The following is an 18,975-nucleotide window of genomic DNA, read 5'->3' as shown; positions in this document are numbered from 1 at the left end:
AAACGCGCCCAAACCTAGACACGAAAGTACAATACGCTTCTTTTTACATGATACGTTTTGTCCTCGGTAGGATACTTATGAGTCGAGCTCCCCTACTGTCTTAGGCAGTTTTTTCAAACCGTATATAAGTATAACATAGTCAAAAAAAGAATGCAAGATTTTTGCAAACTTTTTTTAAAATTTTTCGTGATTTTTATTCTAAAGTTCTACTGTCAGGACTTGACCTTGTTTAACGACCTGTTCTCCAGCAATATAGACATCATCAACATCACTGGATTTGACAGCATAAACTAGATGGGACAGCATATTTTCTTGAGGTTGGAGATGGATTTTCCCTTGTGGTTTAATAACGAGAAAATCTGCTTGCTTGCCGACTTCTAGACTTCCTATCTGATTTTCCATCCCTAGAACCTTAGCCCCTTCAATTGTCAGTGCCTTGAGGGCTGTTTCGATTGGAAACTGGCTGGCATCTCCGCTCTTCATTTTCTGTAGTAGTGCGGCTGTCCGTCCTTCCTCAAACATATCAAGATTGTTGTTGGAAGCAACTGAATCTGTCGCAATTCCTACTGCCACTCCTGCTTTTTGCAGTTGGATGATGGGAGCAATCCCTGATGCCAGTTTGAGATTACTGATAGGATTGTGGGCGATAGATACTTGAGACATTGCCAAACGTTCAATTTCTTTCTCGTTTAATTCGACCCCATGAGCAAAGACAGACGGATGATCTAAGTAACCCAGTTCTTCTAGAAATGCGAGGGGGCGTTTGCCGTATCGTTTCAGGAGAATGCCTGACTCCTCCTTGGTCTCCGCAACATGGATATGGATGGGGATACCCAACTCTTTTGCCATTTCCAAGCTCGCTTCCAGCAAGTCTCTACTACAGCTGTAAGGAGAATGTGGGGCCACCATAACTTTGAAATTTGGATTTTCATATCCTAAGATTTCCTCTATGATAGATCGTGTTCTGCTTATGGTCTCAACAGTTGTTTCACCCTCTAAAGAAAAGAGGGTCGGTGAGAAATAAGAACGCATCTTGGAATCTTTCACTGCCTGATAAATCCGCTCAATATCCACACCATTGGGATTATACATATCATTAAAGGTTGTTATACCTGACTGGAGCATCTCTGTCAGAGCTTCTTTGACCGCCTTGGTAGTCATGTTGGGAGTAAACTCAGCTTCTGCTGGCCAGATATAGTCATTGAGCCATTCATGGAGATTGCTATCATCTCGAATCCCTCTCAAGCCTGTCATAGCAGAATGGGTGTGGCAATTGACTAATCCAGGCATGATCCAGGCTCCCTGATAGTCTATAATCTGCTCAGCTTGATTTAAAATCTCTTGCTTCTCTTGACCGACATAGACGATTTGAGAATCCTTAACGGCTAAGATTCCATCTAGATAGACATGGAAATCTTGATCACAAGTCACGATATTTACATGCTGAAAGACTTTCATTCTAGGCTCCTTTTCTAAAAAACAATTTACAGTGAATAATTTTTCTAGCTATTGTAACAAAAAAGTCACCCGAAGGCAACTTTTTTCGTCCATAAGATTTCAAAGTAGAAAGGATTATTCAGAGCTAAAAGCTGCAGCTTGCTGCATTTGGTAATACTTGCCCTTCTTAGCCATGAGTTCTTGATGGTTGCCATACTCAACAATATCACCATCCACCAAGACAAGAATCAAATCAGCATCCTGAATGGTTGACAAGCGGTGGGCGATGATAAAGCTTGTTCGCCCCTTCATGAGTTTGGCAAAGGCATCCTGAACCAGTACTTCTGTCCGTGTATCAATGGAAGAGGTTGCCTCGTCTAAGATAAGAATCTTTGGAATAGCTAGAAAGACTCGGGCTATGGTCAAGAGCTGAGCCTGACCGACAGAAAGAGATTCTCCCGCATTTTCCAACTTGGTATCATAACCTTGAGGTAACTGTTGGATGAAAAAGTCTGCATTGGCTGCTTTGGCAGCAGCAACCACTTGCTCCCGACTAGCATCAGGAGTGCCAAAGGCAATATTGTCATGAATGGTCCCTTGCTTGAGCCAGGTTTCTTGGAGCACCATGCCAAACTGTTGTCTCAATGATGCCCGGGTATAGTCGTAAATGGAACGACCATCTAACAATATATCTCCTGAGTTAATGGAATAAAAACGCATAAGGAGATTAATAAGAGTTGATTTTCCAGCACCTGTCGGACCAACGATGGCTACCTTGCTACCAGCTGGGATATCAATAGATAAATCCTTAATCAAAATCTTTTCAGGATGGTAGCCAAAAGAGACATGTTTAAAGGAAATAGCTCCCTTAACTTGGTTACTAGTCAAGACTTCCTTGCCACTTTCAGCCACCTCAGGACTCCCTAAGACAGCATAAACACGCTCTGCGCAAGCGAGAGCACTTTGCAGCTCAGCTAGCACTGAAGAAATATCGTTAAAGGGCTTGGTGTACTGTTGAACATAGTTCAAAAAAGTCACTAAACGGCCGATGGTCAAGGTAGAGCCTATCATGATACGATAAGCTCCCACTCCAGCTAGAAGGGCATAAATAAGCGCATTGACAAAGCGAGTCGAAGGATTGACCGTTGAAGAATAAAAGATAGCTGACTGCGAATAAGCTGCATAGTTGTCATTAGCCTCACGCAGTCTTTGGATAAACTCTTCTTGAGCATTGAAGGACTGGATAATAGTCTGCTGGCTAAGAGATTCTTCAATCAACTGAGTCTGAATCCCCCTTGTCTCTGTTTGCTTTTGGAAGAGATGATAGGATCTCTTGGCAATAAAGCGTGAAATCACCATGGACAGTGGCGTCAACAGCAAAACTAAGAGGGTCATGAGGAGGTGAATTTGGAGCATGGCTAGAATACTAACCAAAATCATCAAAACACCAATGAAAAATTGGTTAAAAATCATGGTCAAACCAGCTGCCAACTGTTCGATGTCCGTGGTTACACGACTGACCATCTCTCCACTGCCTTGCCGATCCACGAAAGCAATCGGTAACCGATGGAGCTTATAGATGATTCGCTCTCGCAAGTCTCTGGTATAAGAGAAAATTAGGCGATTATAGAGGAGAGGATTGACCCACTGCACAAGGGTATTCCCAATCACCACCAAGACCATTTGGAGAAAAATCTGCCAAAAAACTGGTGAAGAACCAGCCACCAGGACTTGGTCGATGACCTGCCCGATTAAGATAGGTAGGTAAATTGATAAGGCAACCTGGACAATAGTTCCTAGAAAGGATAAGAAAAGGAGGAAGGGATGGCTTGCTAAATCTTTGGCCAAACGTGTGAGTGTTTGATTTGCAGTTTGTCGTCTCATGCTAGTCCTCCTTTCCATGTTGGGATTCATTGATTTCACGATAGACGTGACTGGATTTCATCAAGTCCTCGTGCTTACCGATAGCTAGTAACTCACCTTTTTCCAAGAGGAGAATCTGGTCAGCCATCTGGAGTGTCGAAGTTCGTTGAGAAACCAAGATTAAGCTCGTGTTGGGTAAGTTTTCTCGAATTGCTTTCAAAAGTTTGGACTCGGTGATGGTGTCGAGGGCCGAGGTCGCATCATCTAGGATAAGAAATGGAGCTTGGCGCAAAACTGCACGTGCGATAGACAGCCTTTGTTTTTGTCCACCTGAAAAATTTCTCCCTTCTGCCTCAACAGTGGCATCCAAGAGACCTTCCTTTTCACTGACAAAATCCTTAGCTTGCGCGATTTCCAAGGCTTGCCAGAGTTTTTGATCAGTCACTACTTGATTGAAACCCAAAGTCAAGTTGGAACGAATAGTTCCTTTAAAGAGTTCGACTTTTTGAGGCACATAGGAAATCCAAGACCGCCACTGCTCAAGATTACGAGGACTACGTCCATTTCGATAAAGGTCAATGCTTCCCTTGTCTACTAGATAAAGTCCAAGTAAGACTTGCACCAAGCTTGATTTACCAGAACCCGTCCCCCCAATGATACCAAGGATTTGCCCTTGCTTCATATCAAAAGAAATGTCTCTCAGAGAAGGCTGGGCCGCATCAGGATAGGTAAAGGTCAATTCTTGAACTTGTAAAACCTGCTCGCTGGTAGCTTGCTTTTGTTCTAACTCTGAATGGATATCCTCTGGAGATTCTGCAAAGACTTCCTCGATTCGCTTGGCTGAAATATAGGACTGGTTGAGAGAATTTATCAGCATGGCTAGCTTGACCAATTCCACCAAAATTTGCAAGAGATAATTGATAAGGGCAATGAGAGTACCTTGACTGAGCAAGCCTCCTTGAATCGAAATATAGCCTTGCCAGATAATAACGAGGAGAGTTCCATTGACAATCAGATAGGTCAGAGGTGTTAATAAACTAGACCAGAAACCTGTCTTTTCTTGTAATCTAGCGTAAACTTGGTTAAGGGTTTGAAAAATCTGTAACTCTCGTTTTTCTTGTCCAAAAGCACGAATAACCCGCATCCCTTGCAATTGCTGGCGCGTTTCCTGAACCAGTTGATCCGTTTTCTTTTTGAGAACACTGTAGAGAGGATTGACCAATCGAGATAATCCTACAATGACGATTGTCAAAATGGCAACCATGACTAAGAACCAGAAAGTCAGCTTAGCTGAGATTCGATAAGCCCTAAAAATGGCACCAAAAACGATAATGGGCGCTCGCAAAAAGAGGCGCAAGAATTGATTAATACCAGTCTGAATCTGATAGGTGTCCGAAGTCAAACGAGTCACCAAGCTTGAAGTTGTCAGACGGTCTCTGCTATCCTTGGGTAGGGAAAGAATATGACGATAGAGGTCGTTTGTCAATTCTTTGGCAAACCCAACCGCTGCCTTGGCTGAGTAAAACTGGGCTACCAAGGCCACTAAAACGCCAATCACTGCAAAGATAAGGAGCAGGCCAATTTGCATCCAAAGGTGCCCTTGATTTCTCTGAGGCAAGGATTGGTCAACAATCCCAGCAATCACCATGGGAACCAAGAGCTCAAACACAGCTTCTAACAGCTTGAATAAGGGAGCTAAAATCGATTCCTTGATATAGGGTTTGAAGTAAGATAATAGGTGTTTCATAAATCCCTTCTATTCTTATTCTGGAAATGAAGAAAGTGGGAAGCGCCCACCCTCTCTGTTTTATTTGTTTAAGTAAGGCAGTAGATAGCCATATCCTTCCTCTTCCATCTCATCCTTGGATACAAAACTCAAGGATGCCGAATTGATACAGTAACGAAGTCCACCTAACTCCCGAGGCCCATCTGTAAAAACATGACCCAAGTGAGCATTCCCCGACCGAGAACGAACCTCGATTCGCTCCATTCCATGGCTCATATCCTTGTAATAATGAATCAATTCCTTAGAAATCGGACGGCTAAAACTTGGCCAACCACAACCTGAGGCAAACTTATCCTTGGCAAAAAAGAGTGGCTCACCTGTCGTAATATCTACATAAATCCCTTCTTCAAAGGTTTGGTCATAGGCATTGGTAAATGGAGCCTCTGTAGCAGCTTCTTGGGTAACACGATAGGATTCTTCAGATAAACTGCCCTTTAACACCTCTTGACTAGGTTTTTCATAGTTAGAGGCATCAATCAATGGCTTATCAGCATCGGTCACATCGATATGACAGTAACCTGAAGGATTTTTCTTGAGATAGTCTTGGTGGTAATCTTCAGCCAGAATGTAGTGGCGTAGTTTCTCCACCTCTACTGCAATCTTTCGACCCAGCATGCGTTCCTGCTCCTGCACCACTGTGTAGATAGCTGGCAAATCTGCTTCATCCTGGTAATATATACCGGTCCGATACTGACGTCCACGGTCATTCCCTTGTTGATTGACTGATAATGGATCAATAACACGGAAATAATAAAGTAAAATCTCTCTGAGTGACACTGTCTTCTCATCATAAATCACTTGAACCGTTTCTGCATGGTCTGTTTCCTTGAGTAGCTGGTAATTTGTCGTTTCGACTTGTCCATTAGCGTAGCCAACACTGGTTGCTAGCACTCCAGAAATACGTGAAAAATACTCCTCTAAGCCCCAAAAACAACCGCCTGCTAGATAAATTTCTGCCATCTTTATTTCTCCTTTATCCAGTTTTTAACTAATACTCTTCGAAAATCTCTTCAAACCACGTCAGCTCACATCTGCAACCTCAAAGCAGTGCTTTGAGCAACCTGCAGCTAACTTCCTAGTTTGCTCTTTGATTTTCATTGAGTATAAACTTCTTTTCAAAAAAAGGATAGGAAGCCCTCTGGTCGAGAGTTTCCCCATCCTATCATCTATTCTTTATTTTGCTTCGACACGGACACCTTGGGTATCAACCTTCAAGTCATGCAGTTTTCCTTTGAAGGGTTGCTTTTCCAATTCTGCCTTAATCGCCGGCATCTTGTCATGAGAAGCCAAAACCATAACTGTCGGCCCAGCACCAGAGAGGTATGTTGCATAGGCACCATTTTCTTTGGCTACTTGCTTAATCGTCGCAAATTCTCTCACCAAGTCCTGACGATAGCGTTCGTGGAAGAGGTCGCCCTCGATTGCTTGCCCAGCTGTCACCATATCTCCTGCCAACAAGGCCGCAACCGCCACATTGGCGATAGAACTAGCTGCTACAGCTTCCTTGTAAGACAATTTCTTAGGCAAGACGCCACGGCTGTCGCGAGTGCGCAATTCATAGTTTGGAATATAGGCTAGAAAATTACACTCTGGGAAGTCTGCTACGATAGCAGAAACTTGTCCATCAACAGAGCTTGCAATAACGAGATTACCATAAATGGCTGGAGCCACATTATCTGGATGTCCCTCAATCTTGGTCGCTAACTGCAATTTTTCATGGTCTGTCAAGTTGAGCTTGCCCAGTTGGTTGGCCAGTTCAATCCCAGCAACAATAACAGAACTGGAAGAACCCAAACCACGCGCCAAGGGAACATCACTGGTCATTTTCAAGCGTCTTGGTTGCAAGTCTGGTACAATTTGCAAAGCAATTTTGAGCAAGAGATTACGCTCGTCATGAGGAATCCATTTGCCAATCTGGTGTTCAATCAGCCACTCATCTCGTTCTTCGCAGACCTCAATTTGAAGATACTTGGTTACAGCTACACCGACCGAGTCAAAACCCGGCCCGATATTGGCACTAGTTGCAGGTACAATAATCTTCATCTTATTCTCCTAGCACCTTGAAGCTATTCAAGAGGTCGAATTCTGAAACCTTCTTCAATTCAACTGAAACATTTTCAAGCTGGGCTTTATTAATCTTGTGTGTGATGATAACAACACGCGCCTTGTCACCATCTTTTCCATCTTGGAGAATTTGCTTGAAGGAAATATCTTGGGCATTAAAGATTTCAGCCAATTTCAAGACCTGACCTTTTGAGTCTGGAGCCAAGATTGAGAAGTAGTAATTAGCTTTGACATCTTCAGGATTTGCCAAGACCAAGTCACGGCTATATTCGTTGAAGTCTTTGCCAATGGTACCATCATTCAAACGACGAACGATACGGACAATATCTGCTACAACACTTGTTGCAGTTGGTTTTTGACCAGCACCTGGTCCGTAATACATAGACTCACCAATACCGATAGATTCTACAAAGACAGCGTTCATTACCCCATTCACACTGGCAAGTGGATGCGCTTTAGGTAGGAAGGTTGGAGTCACTTCTGCAGCAATACCTGAAGGAGTTTCCTCGATAGAACCAACCAATTTCACTACATAGCCAAGGTCTTGGGCTACAGCCACATCTTCTGGTGTGATATTGCGGATTCCTTTGTGGGCTACATCGTCAAAGGCAACCTTCATACCAAAGGCAAATTGGCTCAAAATAACCATCTTGTAGGCTGCATCAATCCCATCTACATCATTTGTCGGATCGCTTTCTGCAAAACCAAGTCTTTGCGCTTCCGCAAGAGCATCATCATAAGACCAGCCTTCTTCCACCATCTTGGTCATCATGAAGTTGGAAGTTCCGTTGACTACTCCAAGCACACGCGTGATTTTATCAGAAGCCAAGGAATTTGCTAGAGTGCGAAGAATTGGAATCCCACCAGCTACTGCTGCTTCATAGTAAAGTGCTACATTATTCTCTTTAGCGATTTCTAACAATTCTGCACCATGGACAGCCAAAAGGTCCTTGTTAGCAGTAACAACGTGCTTTCCAGCTTCCAAGGCACGAGTGATAAAGGTCTTAGCTGGTTCGATACGCCCCATCAATTCCACTACAATCGTAATGTCTTGGTCTGACAAAATGTCATCCACATTGGTTACAAAATTAAAATCATTCTCTGCTGCAAGCAAGCGATTCTTTTCATCTTCATCCTTGACCAACACCTTAGCAACTTCAATCTCTGAATGTGCTGATTGATTGATTTTTTCTCCATTTTCCTTTAGGAGGAAAGGCACACCACTTGCAACGGTACCAAATCCTAGTAAAGCAATTTTAACTGTCATGTTTGTCTCCTCGAAATTTTCTGATATAGCCATTATAACAGAATTTTGTGAAAATTCCTATTATAGTAAATCACTATTTCAGTATAAAAAGAAAAAACGAATCAGACGATTCGCTCTTCTCGAAATCTAGAAATAGCTTTCCAGAAATGATTATCCAATCTTTTGCAGATTAAGTACTGCATCGTGATTCATCAAGACTTGACCATACTCTTGCAAGACCGAGCGACTGATGTCACTATCGTCCGCAAACTCACGCATACGAGCCAACAGCCAAGCTGGATATGGACTTGGATGATTTTCAATATCCACTAAAATAGTCAAATAATAGCGCTCATTCATCTTGTAGAGTTCAGAAGTTTCCATCTCAAAAGTCACTGTCTTGGCAAAAGCCACCAACTCAGCTAATTTTTCAAAAGAAAGGATGTAATAGATGTAAGGCACTTTCTTACTTTCAACTTCTTGTTCAGCCTGTTCCTGCTCTTCTTCCTTGGCTTCAACTTGCTCTAGAGATTGAATCGCTTCGATATCATCTTTAGTCTTTTCTGCGATGCTTTTTTCCAAGGTTTTGATAAATTCATCTGGAGACATTTGAGCCAATTCTTCCATATCTGGTAAATCCGATAAGTCTTCAAAATCTAGATTTTGGTCAATCTTTGATTTGGTTACAAAGACATCTACCTTATCAGGTTTTGGAGTCACACGGAAGCTCAACATGCCTGTATCCAGAAAGCTATCAGGCATCTCTAACTCATCCAAGATAGCATAAAAGAACTCTTCTGTTTTTTCTTGAGGAACAAGAAAGTCAGCAATCTCCATTCCACGATCCATCAAATCCTCTAAAGACATCGTGATTTTCAAAGTTGTATCACTAATTTGTTTCATTTTCATTGCTAGTAACCTCATACTTTCAGTTCTATCTATTATACTAGATTTTTACGATTTTATCAAAAGAAGGCTCCTCTATACGGATAGATTTTCCCTAGGGTATTTCTATAGGAGACTCCAAAAGAAAATTTCTGCAGACAGATAGAAAAAGCCTTCAAAATCGGCTCTTAGCCGACTTTGAAGACCTTATACATCAGAATACTTATAATTTAAAGGTTGCTACACCGAGGATAGAACGATTTAAGTTTCTGAGAATTTGAAGACTTTGCTCAAATTTCTTATAACGAGTCACTCCGTACTCTTCAACAAGAAGGACTGTATCTCTTTCTAAAAGCGATGGCACATCTTGTAAATCGACAAAATGCATTCCTTTTAAAGACTCTTGATTTTGTTTCAATTTATCTAGGATAGCTTTGTTTGAGCTAACGATAGTCAATTCCTGTCCAGCATTTTTGTATGACAAAACATCTGCTAGGTTAGCAATTGTTGTAATCTCTGTTACAAAATCAATTTGATATTGAGAAAAATCACCTGCTCTATTGATTGTTGGGTTAAAGAGATAAACCAATACATTTCCCATCACAACCAAAATCACACAGACTACTCCAATAACAGCTAAACGGAGAATCAGATTTTTCACATTTAATCCAAGCGCTGTCTCACCATTTGCATTCAATTCTTTAGAGTTGATGGTTTCCAATTTTTCAATTTTTACATTTGCAAAAGTGTGTTTAAATTTCTCAATCAATCCATCAATTTTTCGCTCCAACAAGTCATTAGTATCTTTACTTGGTGTCAAAATTTTCACACCAACCCCTGCATCGTCAATCATATAGTAGACAGTCAGTTTTTTCCACCAATAATCATTCGTAGAATTTTTCAAGGTTGTTTCTGTCGTATCTAATTCACTGGCAATTTTTTTCAACTCACTGGGCTCTACATCATTGAAAAGATAAGCTCCATTCAAATTACCATCAATCAATTTCCCATAAAAATCACTATAACCACCAATTTGATGATTCAAAATCGTTTTAGCTGAATCTTCTGGAGGAGTGATTTTATAGCTAAGATAAGTTGAATAACTTGTTGTGTCTTTGACAGTGTTTTTATTCCTAACTGCTTTAATTGTAAATGGTACAGCAATGAGAGCAAATAAAGCGATAAGAGCTAAAATATTTGCTTTTCGTTTTTTGTAAAGATTTGCAAATAAATCAGCTACTGAATAATGTTCAAACATGATTTTTTTCTCCTTTGTTTAGTAGATACTGGTTTTCTTTTGTAAGCATTTTTGCTACAAATATAATCACAAGAACAATTCCCCAGAATTGCATTGTAAATAGATTGAAGAAACTTTCTGAAAAGCTACTTCTTGGCATAAAGAATAGATTATTCAAGATGAGTAGGGACAAAGCAAATAGGATTGTTCTTGAACGATAGGCTACTTGCAGCATGGCTATGAATAGCATACCGAGCAAGAGACTAAGTAGAAAGACTCCTATCATACCATAGTCGGTATACAACTCCATAATATAGCTACTTCCGATACCATGTCCTTTTAAATATTCCTTGTTCAAAACAAGATAGGACAAATTGTGGGCATAACTATTACTATCAATAGCTAGCTCCACACTATTGGTTGTATGTTCAAAGGCTTTTCCTCCGAAAATGGCCCCCAAACTTCCCCTTGCAAAATAATCAAGGACAGGACCAAAAGTAAAATTACGGAAATCTCTGTAAGGTAGGCTACTGTTAAATAGAAAACCTCGAGCCAGAACTCCAAAACTAGTCCCTTGTTTATAGATAAAGTCAAGCAGGATATCCCAGAAACCTGTATGGGAAACTTGAACATTATCCCGTACATAATTGAGCACTCCCATCGCTAACATGAGAATAGGAGAACCTACAAAAATCGCTAACTTTTCTTTAAACCCAATCCATTTTCCCTTTTCTGTTTGCTCCCGCATAAAGTAATAAACAAAAGCAAATAGAATACTTAAAATAAAGGGATTTCGTGTCCCGATTGCCAAATGAATGATATTAGCTGCAATAAAGGAGACAAGCACTGCTGTTGCCTGCAATTTCTTTGGCTTGGTTGCCAGATACATACACATTGCATAGACTGTAAAGGTAGACAAAATGTAGGTAAAATAAGGCAGTTTACTTTCAAAATTTGCATAGTAGGCATAGTAGGAAGTCTGCAAGCGATACAGGAGTCGTTCAAATAACCGAATGAAATAGAAAGGATAGGTTAGAAGAAAAACTCCTAGCGATACAAAGCGCAACCGCTTGATATAGACCTCTTTTAGAGAATTTCCTATCTTGGGTACTTTTATTTTCTTCCTAGCTATAAAATAACGAGCCAGGACGCCTCCTGTTGTCAAGCCCAGAATCGAAACCATGACGACTATAAAGGCAAAACGATAGGCTATTGGATGATAGGTATCTAAAGCACCATCCCTAAAATAATCAATGGTCGGTCTTGATACTAGAAAGATAAAAATAGTTAAAAAGAAAATAAAATGGATTAAGTAATACTTGATATCATTCCAACAAGCAATTAAGCTACTAACCAGTAAGAACAATAAAGTAGAAAGCAAGCTAACATTGTTATTATTAAACAGATACACAATTCCACTTACTAGCGTCAAGGCATAGCTGACTATGGTCAAACTAAATAATAATCGTTTTCCATCAATCACTTGTTCACCCCCGTTCTAATGTAATTTTTTAGATTTTTCAATATTTTTCAGTAATAAGAATCGGTATAAGGAAATATTTATGAATAGGGCTAAAGCACTAATTCTTCTCCCCTTACGGAAAATTGAATTCCTAGAAATATCAAAGGCACTGCCTTTTAAAAAACGATGAATCTGGGAATAGGCTTCAAACTGTTTATACTGATCATCTAGCAACATCTTATCCAGAATAAAGAAGTGGGCATAGGCCAATCTGAAAAAAGCGACCTCTTTCAAGTCAGGATAGTTTTTCACAACTTCATTATAAAACTTTTGGTAGATATCAATATAGGCTAAATCCTTCTCTGCATAGGGTTTGGTTGTAATACTATCCCCTCTATGGAAATAGTAATAATAGGGTTTAGTATTAACCACATACTTCTTGGCCAACTTGATTAAATCAAAATGGTAATAGGCATCTTCGTAAATCAATCCCTTTGGAAAGGATAGGGCAGTTGCAATCTGTCTCTTGATTAGCTTATTGCAAATAGTCCCAGGTATTTTTTCACCTATGAGGTATTCCCTCAGAAATGTTTGGGAATCACAGACAAAATAGTCATCCTGATTGGCTGACTGTGGGCTTTCATCATTAGCATAGACATTCATGACACCACAGCTCGAAACATCGGCATCTTCTTGCATTATTTGCTCATATAAGCTCTGAATCATTTCTGGATGGATATAATCATCTGAATCAATAAAAATCAGATAATCCCCATGAGCCTGCTTCATTCCATCATTTCGTGCTTGTGACAATCCTTCATTCTTTTTATGAAGCACTGACACCCTATCATCTTGTTCAGCGATTGAATCACACAAGCGACCACTTTCATCTGTTGCACCATCATCAACAAGAATGATTTCCAGATTTTGATAGGTCTGCTTCTGAATGGAAGCTATCGATTTTTCTAGGTACTGCGCCACATTATAGACTGGCACAATGACACTAATTAATGCAGTTTCCATGCTACTCCTCTAATAGTTTTTCTACTTGTTCGATTTGTTTGGCAATTGTAAATTGTTGAATGAATTGACTAGCCTCATCGACATCAAAGTTTGAGGCAGAAGTCATATAGTTCGTAATTGCCTGAGCTGCCTCTTGATTGCTCTCAATGATTTGTCCAAATCTTCCTTCTTGGGATAGTTCCTCAGCACCTCCAACATCCGTAGAGACAAAAGGGATTCCAAGGCTCAAGGCCTCCACATACACCCCAGGAAAACCTTCTTGTTTAGACATAGACAAGAGGATCTTCATCTGAGACAAATACTGGTATGGATTTTTTTGATAACCAAGGAAATGCACATAGTCTTCAAGCTCATACTCTTTAACTCGTTTTTTCAGTTCCTCTTCCATATCACCAGCCCCGATAAAATAGAGATGATAGTTTTTCCCCTCTTGGTGCAATAACCGTATCACTTCCACCACACGGTCAGAACCCTTATTTTCCTCAATCCGTCCGATGGTACAGATACTTTGAGGAGCAATCTCGATATCGATCTTCTCTTGAGATTTTTCTAAAATAGTCTTAAAATCATATCCATTGTAGACTGTCTGTAATTTAGAAGCATAATCTGGATAGACTTCCTTGATAGAATTGCTGGTCTTTTTTGAAATTCCTACAATGGTATTCGCAGCATCCAACTGGCGTCTATGTGATTCTCTTTTGGAGCTATCCTTAAGAAATTCTTCGATACTTCCATGAATCCAAGAGATTTTCTTGACTTCTTTTCTTTTAGAGAACAACAGTGGTGGATTCATAATGGTAAAGGAAACTTCAACATCATAATCATCTTCTACAAGCAAACGACGAGTCAGTCTTGGAAAATAAATTCTCATTCTCCACAAAAAAGCTCGTAACCATCTAGCTTGGCGATAATCTTGAAGAGATTTTAAAATGCCTACATGCTTGGGAACAGATTCGTATCCCTTGTCAAAGTGCTCCATTTCAAGAATATCAATATCATACTTTTCTGGATCCAGATTTGAAACAATGGTAGACAGAATCTTTTCTGCACCGCCTCCGAGAGAAAAAGACCACATAAAAAATAAGATTTTTTTCTTAGCCACCATATTCTCCCTTGTATTCTGTATAAGACTTATCCATATCAGCGATGACAGCATCATGATGCGGCATCTGCTTGTCTGCTGGCGGAGGCGTCATATAATCCCCAAAAGCAGTGCTGAGATAGGCATCATAGCCGATTGGAATAGGCATCTCTGTTCCTCCAAATGGCAAGAAAAGATTGTCTTCAAAAGATGCGATTGGGTACTTGTTTCTCATATAGCCAGGACCTGAGCATAATTCTGTAACGCCATCACTCTCAGACAAATCATACTTGGTCATTTCTTTCTCAGCTTTTTTCCAAATGCGATAACGGAGAGATTTTGGAGTCACACCCAGTAAAATACGGCTTCCCCATTTTATAAGTGTACCATGCTTTTCTGGGACAGTTTGCGCACAAAAAAGAGAATAAATCAAGGCCCAGCGAACCTGTTTCTTCCGCTCAGCTGGATTTTTCGGATAATAATCCAAAGGCAAAACGTCCAAGGCCAAACCATGTGGCAATTCTAAATCCTGCTGATAAGGCTTGATACAGGTGGTTTCCTTGTCACGAATGGTAATAAAAAGATTGCGGTCAACAAAATCCTTGTGACTCTTTGACAAGAAATAACGTTCATCTGCATAACGAGGCCATAATTCTGCTAATTTCTCATAATCTTTACGAGGCATAAAAAAGTCTAGGTCGTCATCCCAAGGAATGAAACCCTTGTTTCGAAGGGCACCAATAGCACCCCCTCCACAGAGATAACAAAGTAAATCATGCTCCTTGCAAAAGGCCACAAAGTATTCAGCCATCTCCAGACTACGAGCCTGAATTGCTTTTAAATCAGTCATATTATTCATTATTCTTTCTATCGTATCGTTTCATTATACCACAAATAGGGGGTGAAAATCTATTGCAGACTGTAAAAAATCAAAGCCTGATTGCTATCCAAATAGCTATCAAACTTTGATTTTCATTGAGTATTATCTTATCTCAAGCCCATCTGAGCTAATTTATTCTGATACTTGTTTTGATCGACCAGCAAGCCTAAGCCTCCATAAACATCGTAGGCATCTACCCAGTCACCCAGTTCTGGAATCGTCAATTTTTCAATACCATTTTTTGCTCCATCCAAAACAGATAAACCGTTTGTTAGGAGGAAAGTATAGGGTGCATTGGTTGAGGTCATAGCAAAAACCTTTCCAAGAGCTTCAGAACCAGTGAAAAGTTTAGTAGGATCTTTAATTTGCTCTAAAATTGCTGTTAAAACTTGCTGCTGTCTTTTTGTACGGCCGTAATCCGCCTCATCATCATCACGAAAGCGTGCATAATTGAGCAGGGTCGAGCCGTTCATCTGCTGTTTTCCGACTTTGATGGTTTGGGTTGGAGACTCAGTCTCAGTAGCGTGTAAATCATCTCCGACTGTAGCTTCTGTTAGTGGACGCCCATTTAATGTTGAAAATTGGGCATCAATTGTCACCCCATCAGGGAAAAGGGTGTCAATCGCTGTGGCAAAGGCCTGAAAATCGACCAAGGCATAGTACTTAATGTCCAAGTCAAAATTATCTTTCAAGACTTGACGAACCATTTCTGCCCCTTTTTGTCCTTCTTGTTCCCCTAGTTCATAGGCTACGTTTAACTTGTTATCCGTCTGTTTTCTACCGTTAATGACTTGGCTGTAACCGTCTATATAAACCAAATTGTCACGCATGAAACTGACTAGCTTAATTTTCTTATCTGAACCTCCGACATTTAATACCATAATAGAATCAGTCCGCGTCTCAGCACTATTTTGGCCGATTCGACCATCCGTCCCCATAATCAAAATATTAACACCATCTCTGGTATCTTGACCATTAAAGACTTGAACCTGTGCTGCCTTGGCATCAGCAGTTTTCTTTGCACTAGCATCTTGGTAACCACGTAAAAACATGAATACCATGGCCAAAGCCACACAGACCAAAAGTGAAAAAATCACCATAAAAATGCGTTTAAGACGGAGCTTCCGTCTTTTCTTTTTGGGAGGAGCAGAGAGTGCTTGTGATTTGTATTGTGAGCGACTCCGGTTCGCATAGCTTGGTAAGTCAACCTGCTCTTCTCTTTCTTGTTCCAAGCTGGAACTACTATTTACCCTAGCAATAGTTAGCTTTTCTTGCAAATAGGCAAACTCATTTTTTTCTCTCTCATTGAGATAGTGAATATTTTTTAGCAAATAATCATAACGTAATTTTTCATGATGACTGAGAGGATTTTCTTTACTCATCTTCTCTCCTTTCCATGGTCTGATATTGGATAAATAGGATAGGCACCCAGAACTTTATACTGGATTCCGATGGCTTCTAGTTCTTTTTGGGCAAAGTGAACCAAGTCCTTATCAGTATAGTCCACATCGATAATGAAAAAGTATTCGCCTAGCGCTGTCTTGAGTGGACGACTTTCAATTTTTGTCAGGTCAATTCCTCGCCAAGCAAAGGTCGAAAGAGCCTTGTAGAGTGCACCTGGAAGGTTGTCAGGTAAGGTCAGGGCCAAACTCATTTTCTCAGTTTGTGCTTGCAAGGGAATACTAGGCTTTTCAGCTCCCAGAACCCAGAAGCGTGTGAAATTGGCTTCCATTTCCTGAATATCCTCGGCAATCAGTTCTAAGCCATATTCTTCAGCAGAACTTCTAGGTGCAATTGCTGCAAAGGGCTGATCTGGATGTTCGGAAATAAAGCGGGCCGCATAAGCTGTACTAGCAGTCACCTCTATTTGAGCCTCTGGATACTGTTCATCGATGAATTTCTTTCCTTGAGCCAAGGCCTGTGGATGTGAAAAAATCTTTTCAATCTTAGTATGGCCTGGAACCACCATCAACTGCTGATGAATAGGCTGAACGATTTCTGCAACTGCTTGAATGCGAGCCTGATGAAAAAGGTAGTCCAAGGTTTCATGAACACTACCCTCAATAGAATTTTCAACTGGCACCACAGAATAGTCCACTAATCCTTGCTCATAAGCCTTGATGACATCTGTAATATTGGCAAAGGCCTGCAATTCCTCATGAGGAAAAGCTGTCTGCACAACGTGGTGTGAAAATGATCCCTTGGGACCTAGATAAGCAATTTTCATCTCAGTTCCTCTATAATTTCCTCTGGGCTTAACTTGGTCACATCCAAAACCCGACTAGCCACTTCCTCATACCAAGCCTGTCTTTCTTGGAAAATTGTTGCTAGTTCTTCCTTACTATTATTTAGAAAAAGCGGGCGCTGATTGTCCTTATCAGCTGCGATACGATGGTAGAGGGTTTCAAAATCGGCTTTCAGGTAGATGTTATCTGTATTAGTCTTGAGTAAGTCACGATTTCGCTGAGAAATAACCACTCCCCCACCAGTTGACACAACTTGATCTGTTTGTAGTAACTCAGCTAGAACTTCTGATTCTATCCGACGAAAGGCTGATTCTCCCTTTTCAGCAAAAAAATTCGCAATGGACATACCTAGGCGCTTCTCAATCAGGGCATCCATATCAAGGTAATTAGGATCCAAGCCTCTTGCAATAGTCGATTTGCCAGCCCCCATAAATCCTAGTAATACCTTAGCCATGAATCAAGCTCTCCAAATCATCAAAGAAGCTAGGATAACTGGTATTGATGGCTTCTGCACGGTCAAGCTCCACCTCTCCATCTGCAACCAAAAGGGCTGCAATGGCTGTCATCATTCCGATACGATGGTCTCCAAACGTATTGACTCTAGCACCGTGAAGGGCTGATTTTCCTTTGATAATCATTCCATCTGCTGTAGGAGTAATATCTGCTCCCATGCTATTTAAGGCGTCTGCCACAACCTGAATGCGGTCTGTTTCCTTGACCTTGAGCTCCTCAGCATCCTTGATAACTGTAACACCTTGGGCTTGGGTCGCAAGTAGGGAAATAATAGGCAATTCATCAATCAAACGTGGAATCAAAGCGCCACCAATCTCTGTTCCTTTTAAATCAGAAGACTCAACAGTCAAAGTAGCAGATTTAGCGACTGGATTGATTTCAGTTATTTCCAATTTTCCACCCATGGCGCGAATGACATCAATAATACCGGTGCGCGTTTCGTTGATCCCCACATTCTGCAGCACTAGACGAGAGTTTGGAACAATCAAACCTGCGACCAACCAAAAGGCTGCACTGGAAATATCTCCTGGAACAACCACCTTTTGTCCTGTCAATTTTTGTGGCCCTTGGACTGTGATTTTCTTGCCGTCCACACTTAAATGACCACCAAATTGTTGCAACATATCTTCAGTATGATTACGGGTGCATTCTTTTTCGATAATAACTGACTCCCCCTTAGCTTGTAAAGCTGCAAACATCAAGGCTGACTTAACTTGGGCAGAGGCAATTGGCAACTCATACTGAATAGGTCTTAGGTTTTTCGTCCCTTTTAAGTGAAGGGGAGGCAGGTCTCGCTCAGCTTGCCCAGAAATGTTAACACCCATTTTTTTCAGTGGAATCGTCACACGGTCCATAGGACGTTTGGATAGACTGTCGTCTCCGAACATTTCTACTTCAAAGTCTGCACAAGCAAGAACACCTGAAATCAGACGAATCGAGGTTCCAGAATTTCCCATATCAAGAGCATTTTGCGGAGCTTTTAGGCCGTCCATACCGACACCTTGAATGGTAATAACCCCATCTTTATCCTCAATATCAACACCAAGGTCACGAAAAACCTGCACGGTCGAAAGAACGTCTTCACCTCGCAGAATATCATAAACCTTGGTCTCACCCTCAGCCAAACTTCCAAAGATAATGGAACGGTGGCTGATAGACTTATCACCTGGAACGCGGATACTGCCATGTAAGTGGCGAATGTTTGTTTTTAGTTTCATACTGGACCTCATACTTGCAATACTTTTACTTATTT

Annotated in this window: 16 protein-coding genes and 1 other annotated feature (1 of these 17 running past the window's edge); all 16 genes read right to left on the bottom strand. The window is 40.9% G+C overall.

Features of this window, described 5'->3' with window-relative positions:
• Positions 1-123: a sequence feature (ribosomal protein L10 leader region), on the bottom strand; it reaches 13 nt to the left of the window's first position.
• A 75-nt stretch (positions 124-198) separates the two neighbouring features.
• Positions 199-1,458: a TRZ/ATZ family protein gene (locus HT711_RS00540; protein WP_173233389.1), complete on the bottom strand. Its 1,260-nt coding sequence runs from the start codon at positions 1,456-1,458 to the stop codon at positions 199-201.
• A gap of 114 nt (positions 1,459-1,572) precedes the next feature.
• Positions 1,573-3,321, bottom strand: a complete 1,749-nt coding sequence (locus tag HT711_RS00535; RefSeq protein ID WP_173233386.1) for an ABC transporter ATP-binding protein — start codon at positions 3,319-3,321, stop codon at positions 1,573-1,575.
• A 1-nt stretch (position 3,322) separates the two neighbouring features.
• Entirely contained in the window at positions 3,323-5,047 is a 1,725-nt protein-coding gene (locus HT711_RS00530; protein WP_173233384.1) for an ABC transporter ATP-binding protein, read from the bottom strand.
• A 60-nt stretch (positions 5,048-5,107) separates the two neighbouring features.
• Positions 5,108-6,046: a peptide-methionine (R)-S-oxide reductase MsrB gene (gene msrB, locus HT711_RS00525; protein ID WP_173233382.1), complete on the bottom strand. Its 939-nt coding sequence runs from the start codon at positions 6,044-6,046 to the stop codon at positions 5,108-5,110.
• Between the two features lie 213 nt (positions 6,047-6,259).
• Positions 6,260-7,129, bottom strand: a complete 870-nt coding sequence (gene thrB / locus HT711_RS00520) for a homoserine kinase (protein WP_173233380.1) — start codon at positions 7,127-7,129, stop codon at positions 6,260-6,262.
• 1 nt (position 7,130) lies between these two features.
• On the bottom strand, positions 7,131-8,417 hold the full coding sequence (locus HT711_RS00515) for a homoserine dehydrogenase (protein ID WP_112444064.1): 1,287 nt from the start codon (positions 8,415-8,417) through the stop codon (positions 7,131-7,133).
• Between the two features lie 150 nt (positions 8,418-8,567).
• Positions 8,568-9,305 carry an adaptor protein MecA gene (gene mecA / locus HT711_RS00510; RefSeq protein ID WP_173233377.1) on the bottom strand — a complete coding sequence of 246 codons (738 nt, stop codon included), beginning with the start codon at positions 9,303-9,305 and terminating at the stop codon, positions 8,568-8,570.
• A gap of 199 nt (positions 9,306-9,504) precedes the next feature.
• A complete protein-coding gene (locus HT711_RS00505; RefSeq protein ID WP_173233375.1) occupies positions 9,505-10,539 on the bottom strand; it encodes a prephenate dehydratase in 1,035 nt (344 codons plus the stop codon).
• Positions 10,532-12,001, bottom strand: a complete 1,470-nt coding sequence (locus tag HT711_RS00500; RefSeq protein WP_173214126.1) for an O-antigen polysaccharide polymerase Wzy family protein — start codon at positions 11,999-12,001, stop codon at positions 10,532-10,534. Before HT711_RS00500 ends, HT711_RS00505 begins: the two co-directional genes overlap by 8 nt.
• A gap of 15 nt (positions 12,002-12,016) precedes the next feature.
• A complete protein-coding gene (locus tag HT711_RS00495; protein WP_164226464.1) occupies positions 12,017-13,003 on the bottom strand; it encodes a glycosyltransferase family 2 protein in 987 nt (328 codons plus the stop codon).
• A gap of 1 nt (position 13,004) precedes the next feature.
• A complete protein-coding gene (locus tag HT711_RS00490) occupies positions 13,005-14,108 on the bottom strand; it encodes a glycosyltransferase (RefSeq protein WP_173214124.1) in 1,104 nt (367 codons plus the stop codon).
• Complete coding sequence (locus HT711_RS00485; RefSeq protein WP_173233373.1) at positions 14,098-14,943, bottom strand: phosphorylcholine transferase LicD; 846 nt, start codon at positions 14,941-14,943, stop codon at positions 14,098-14,100. The genes HT711_RS00490 and HT711_RS00485 overlap by 11 nt, the downstream gene beginning before the upstream one ends.
• A gap of 128 nt (positions 14,944-15,071) precedes the next feature.
• Positions 15,072-16,346, bottom strand: coding sequence for a polyisoprenyl-teichoic acid--peptidoglycan teichoic acid transferase Psr (psr, locus tag HT711_RS00480; RefSeq protein ID WP_164226467.1), 1,275 nt, complete (start codon positions 16,344-16,346; stop codon positions 15,072-15,074).
• Complete coding sequence (gene pheA / locus HT711_RS00475; RefSeq protein ID WP_173214122.1) at positions 16,343-17,191, bottom strand: prephenate dehydratase; 849 nt, start codon at positions 17,189-17,191, stop codon at positions 16,343-16,345. The genes psr and pheA overlap by 4 nt, the downstream gene beginning before the upstream one ends.
• Positions 17,188-17,664, bottom strand: a complete 477-nt coding sequence (locus HT711_RS00470) for a shikimate kinase (protein ID WP_173214120.1) — start codon at positions 17,662-17,664, stop codon at positions 17,188-17,190. The genes pheA and HT711_RS00470 overlap by 4 nt, the downstream gene beginning before the upstream one ends.
• On the bottom strand, positions 17,657-18,940 hold the full coding sequence (gene aroA, locus HT711_RS00465) for a 3-phosphoshikimate 1-carboxyvinyltransferase (RefSeq protein ID WP_173214118.1): 1,284 nt from the start codon (positions 18,938-18,940) through the stop codon (positions 17,657-17,659). Before aroA ends, HT711_RS00470 begins: the two co-directional genes overlap by 8 nt.
• Positions 18,941-18,975: the final 35 nt, after the last annotated feature.

The sequence above is a fragment of the Streptococcus sp. 1032 genome (assembly GCF_013277015.1).
Lineage (GTDB): Bacteria > Bacillota > Bacilli > Lactobacillales > Streptococcaceae > Streptococcus.
This window is presented reverse-complemented; position numbering and strand designations above follow the sequence as displayed.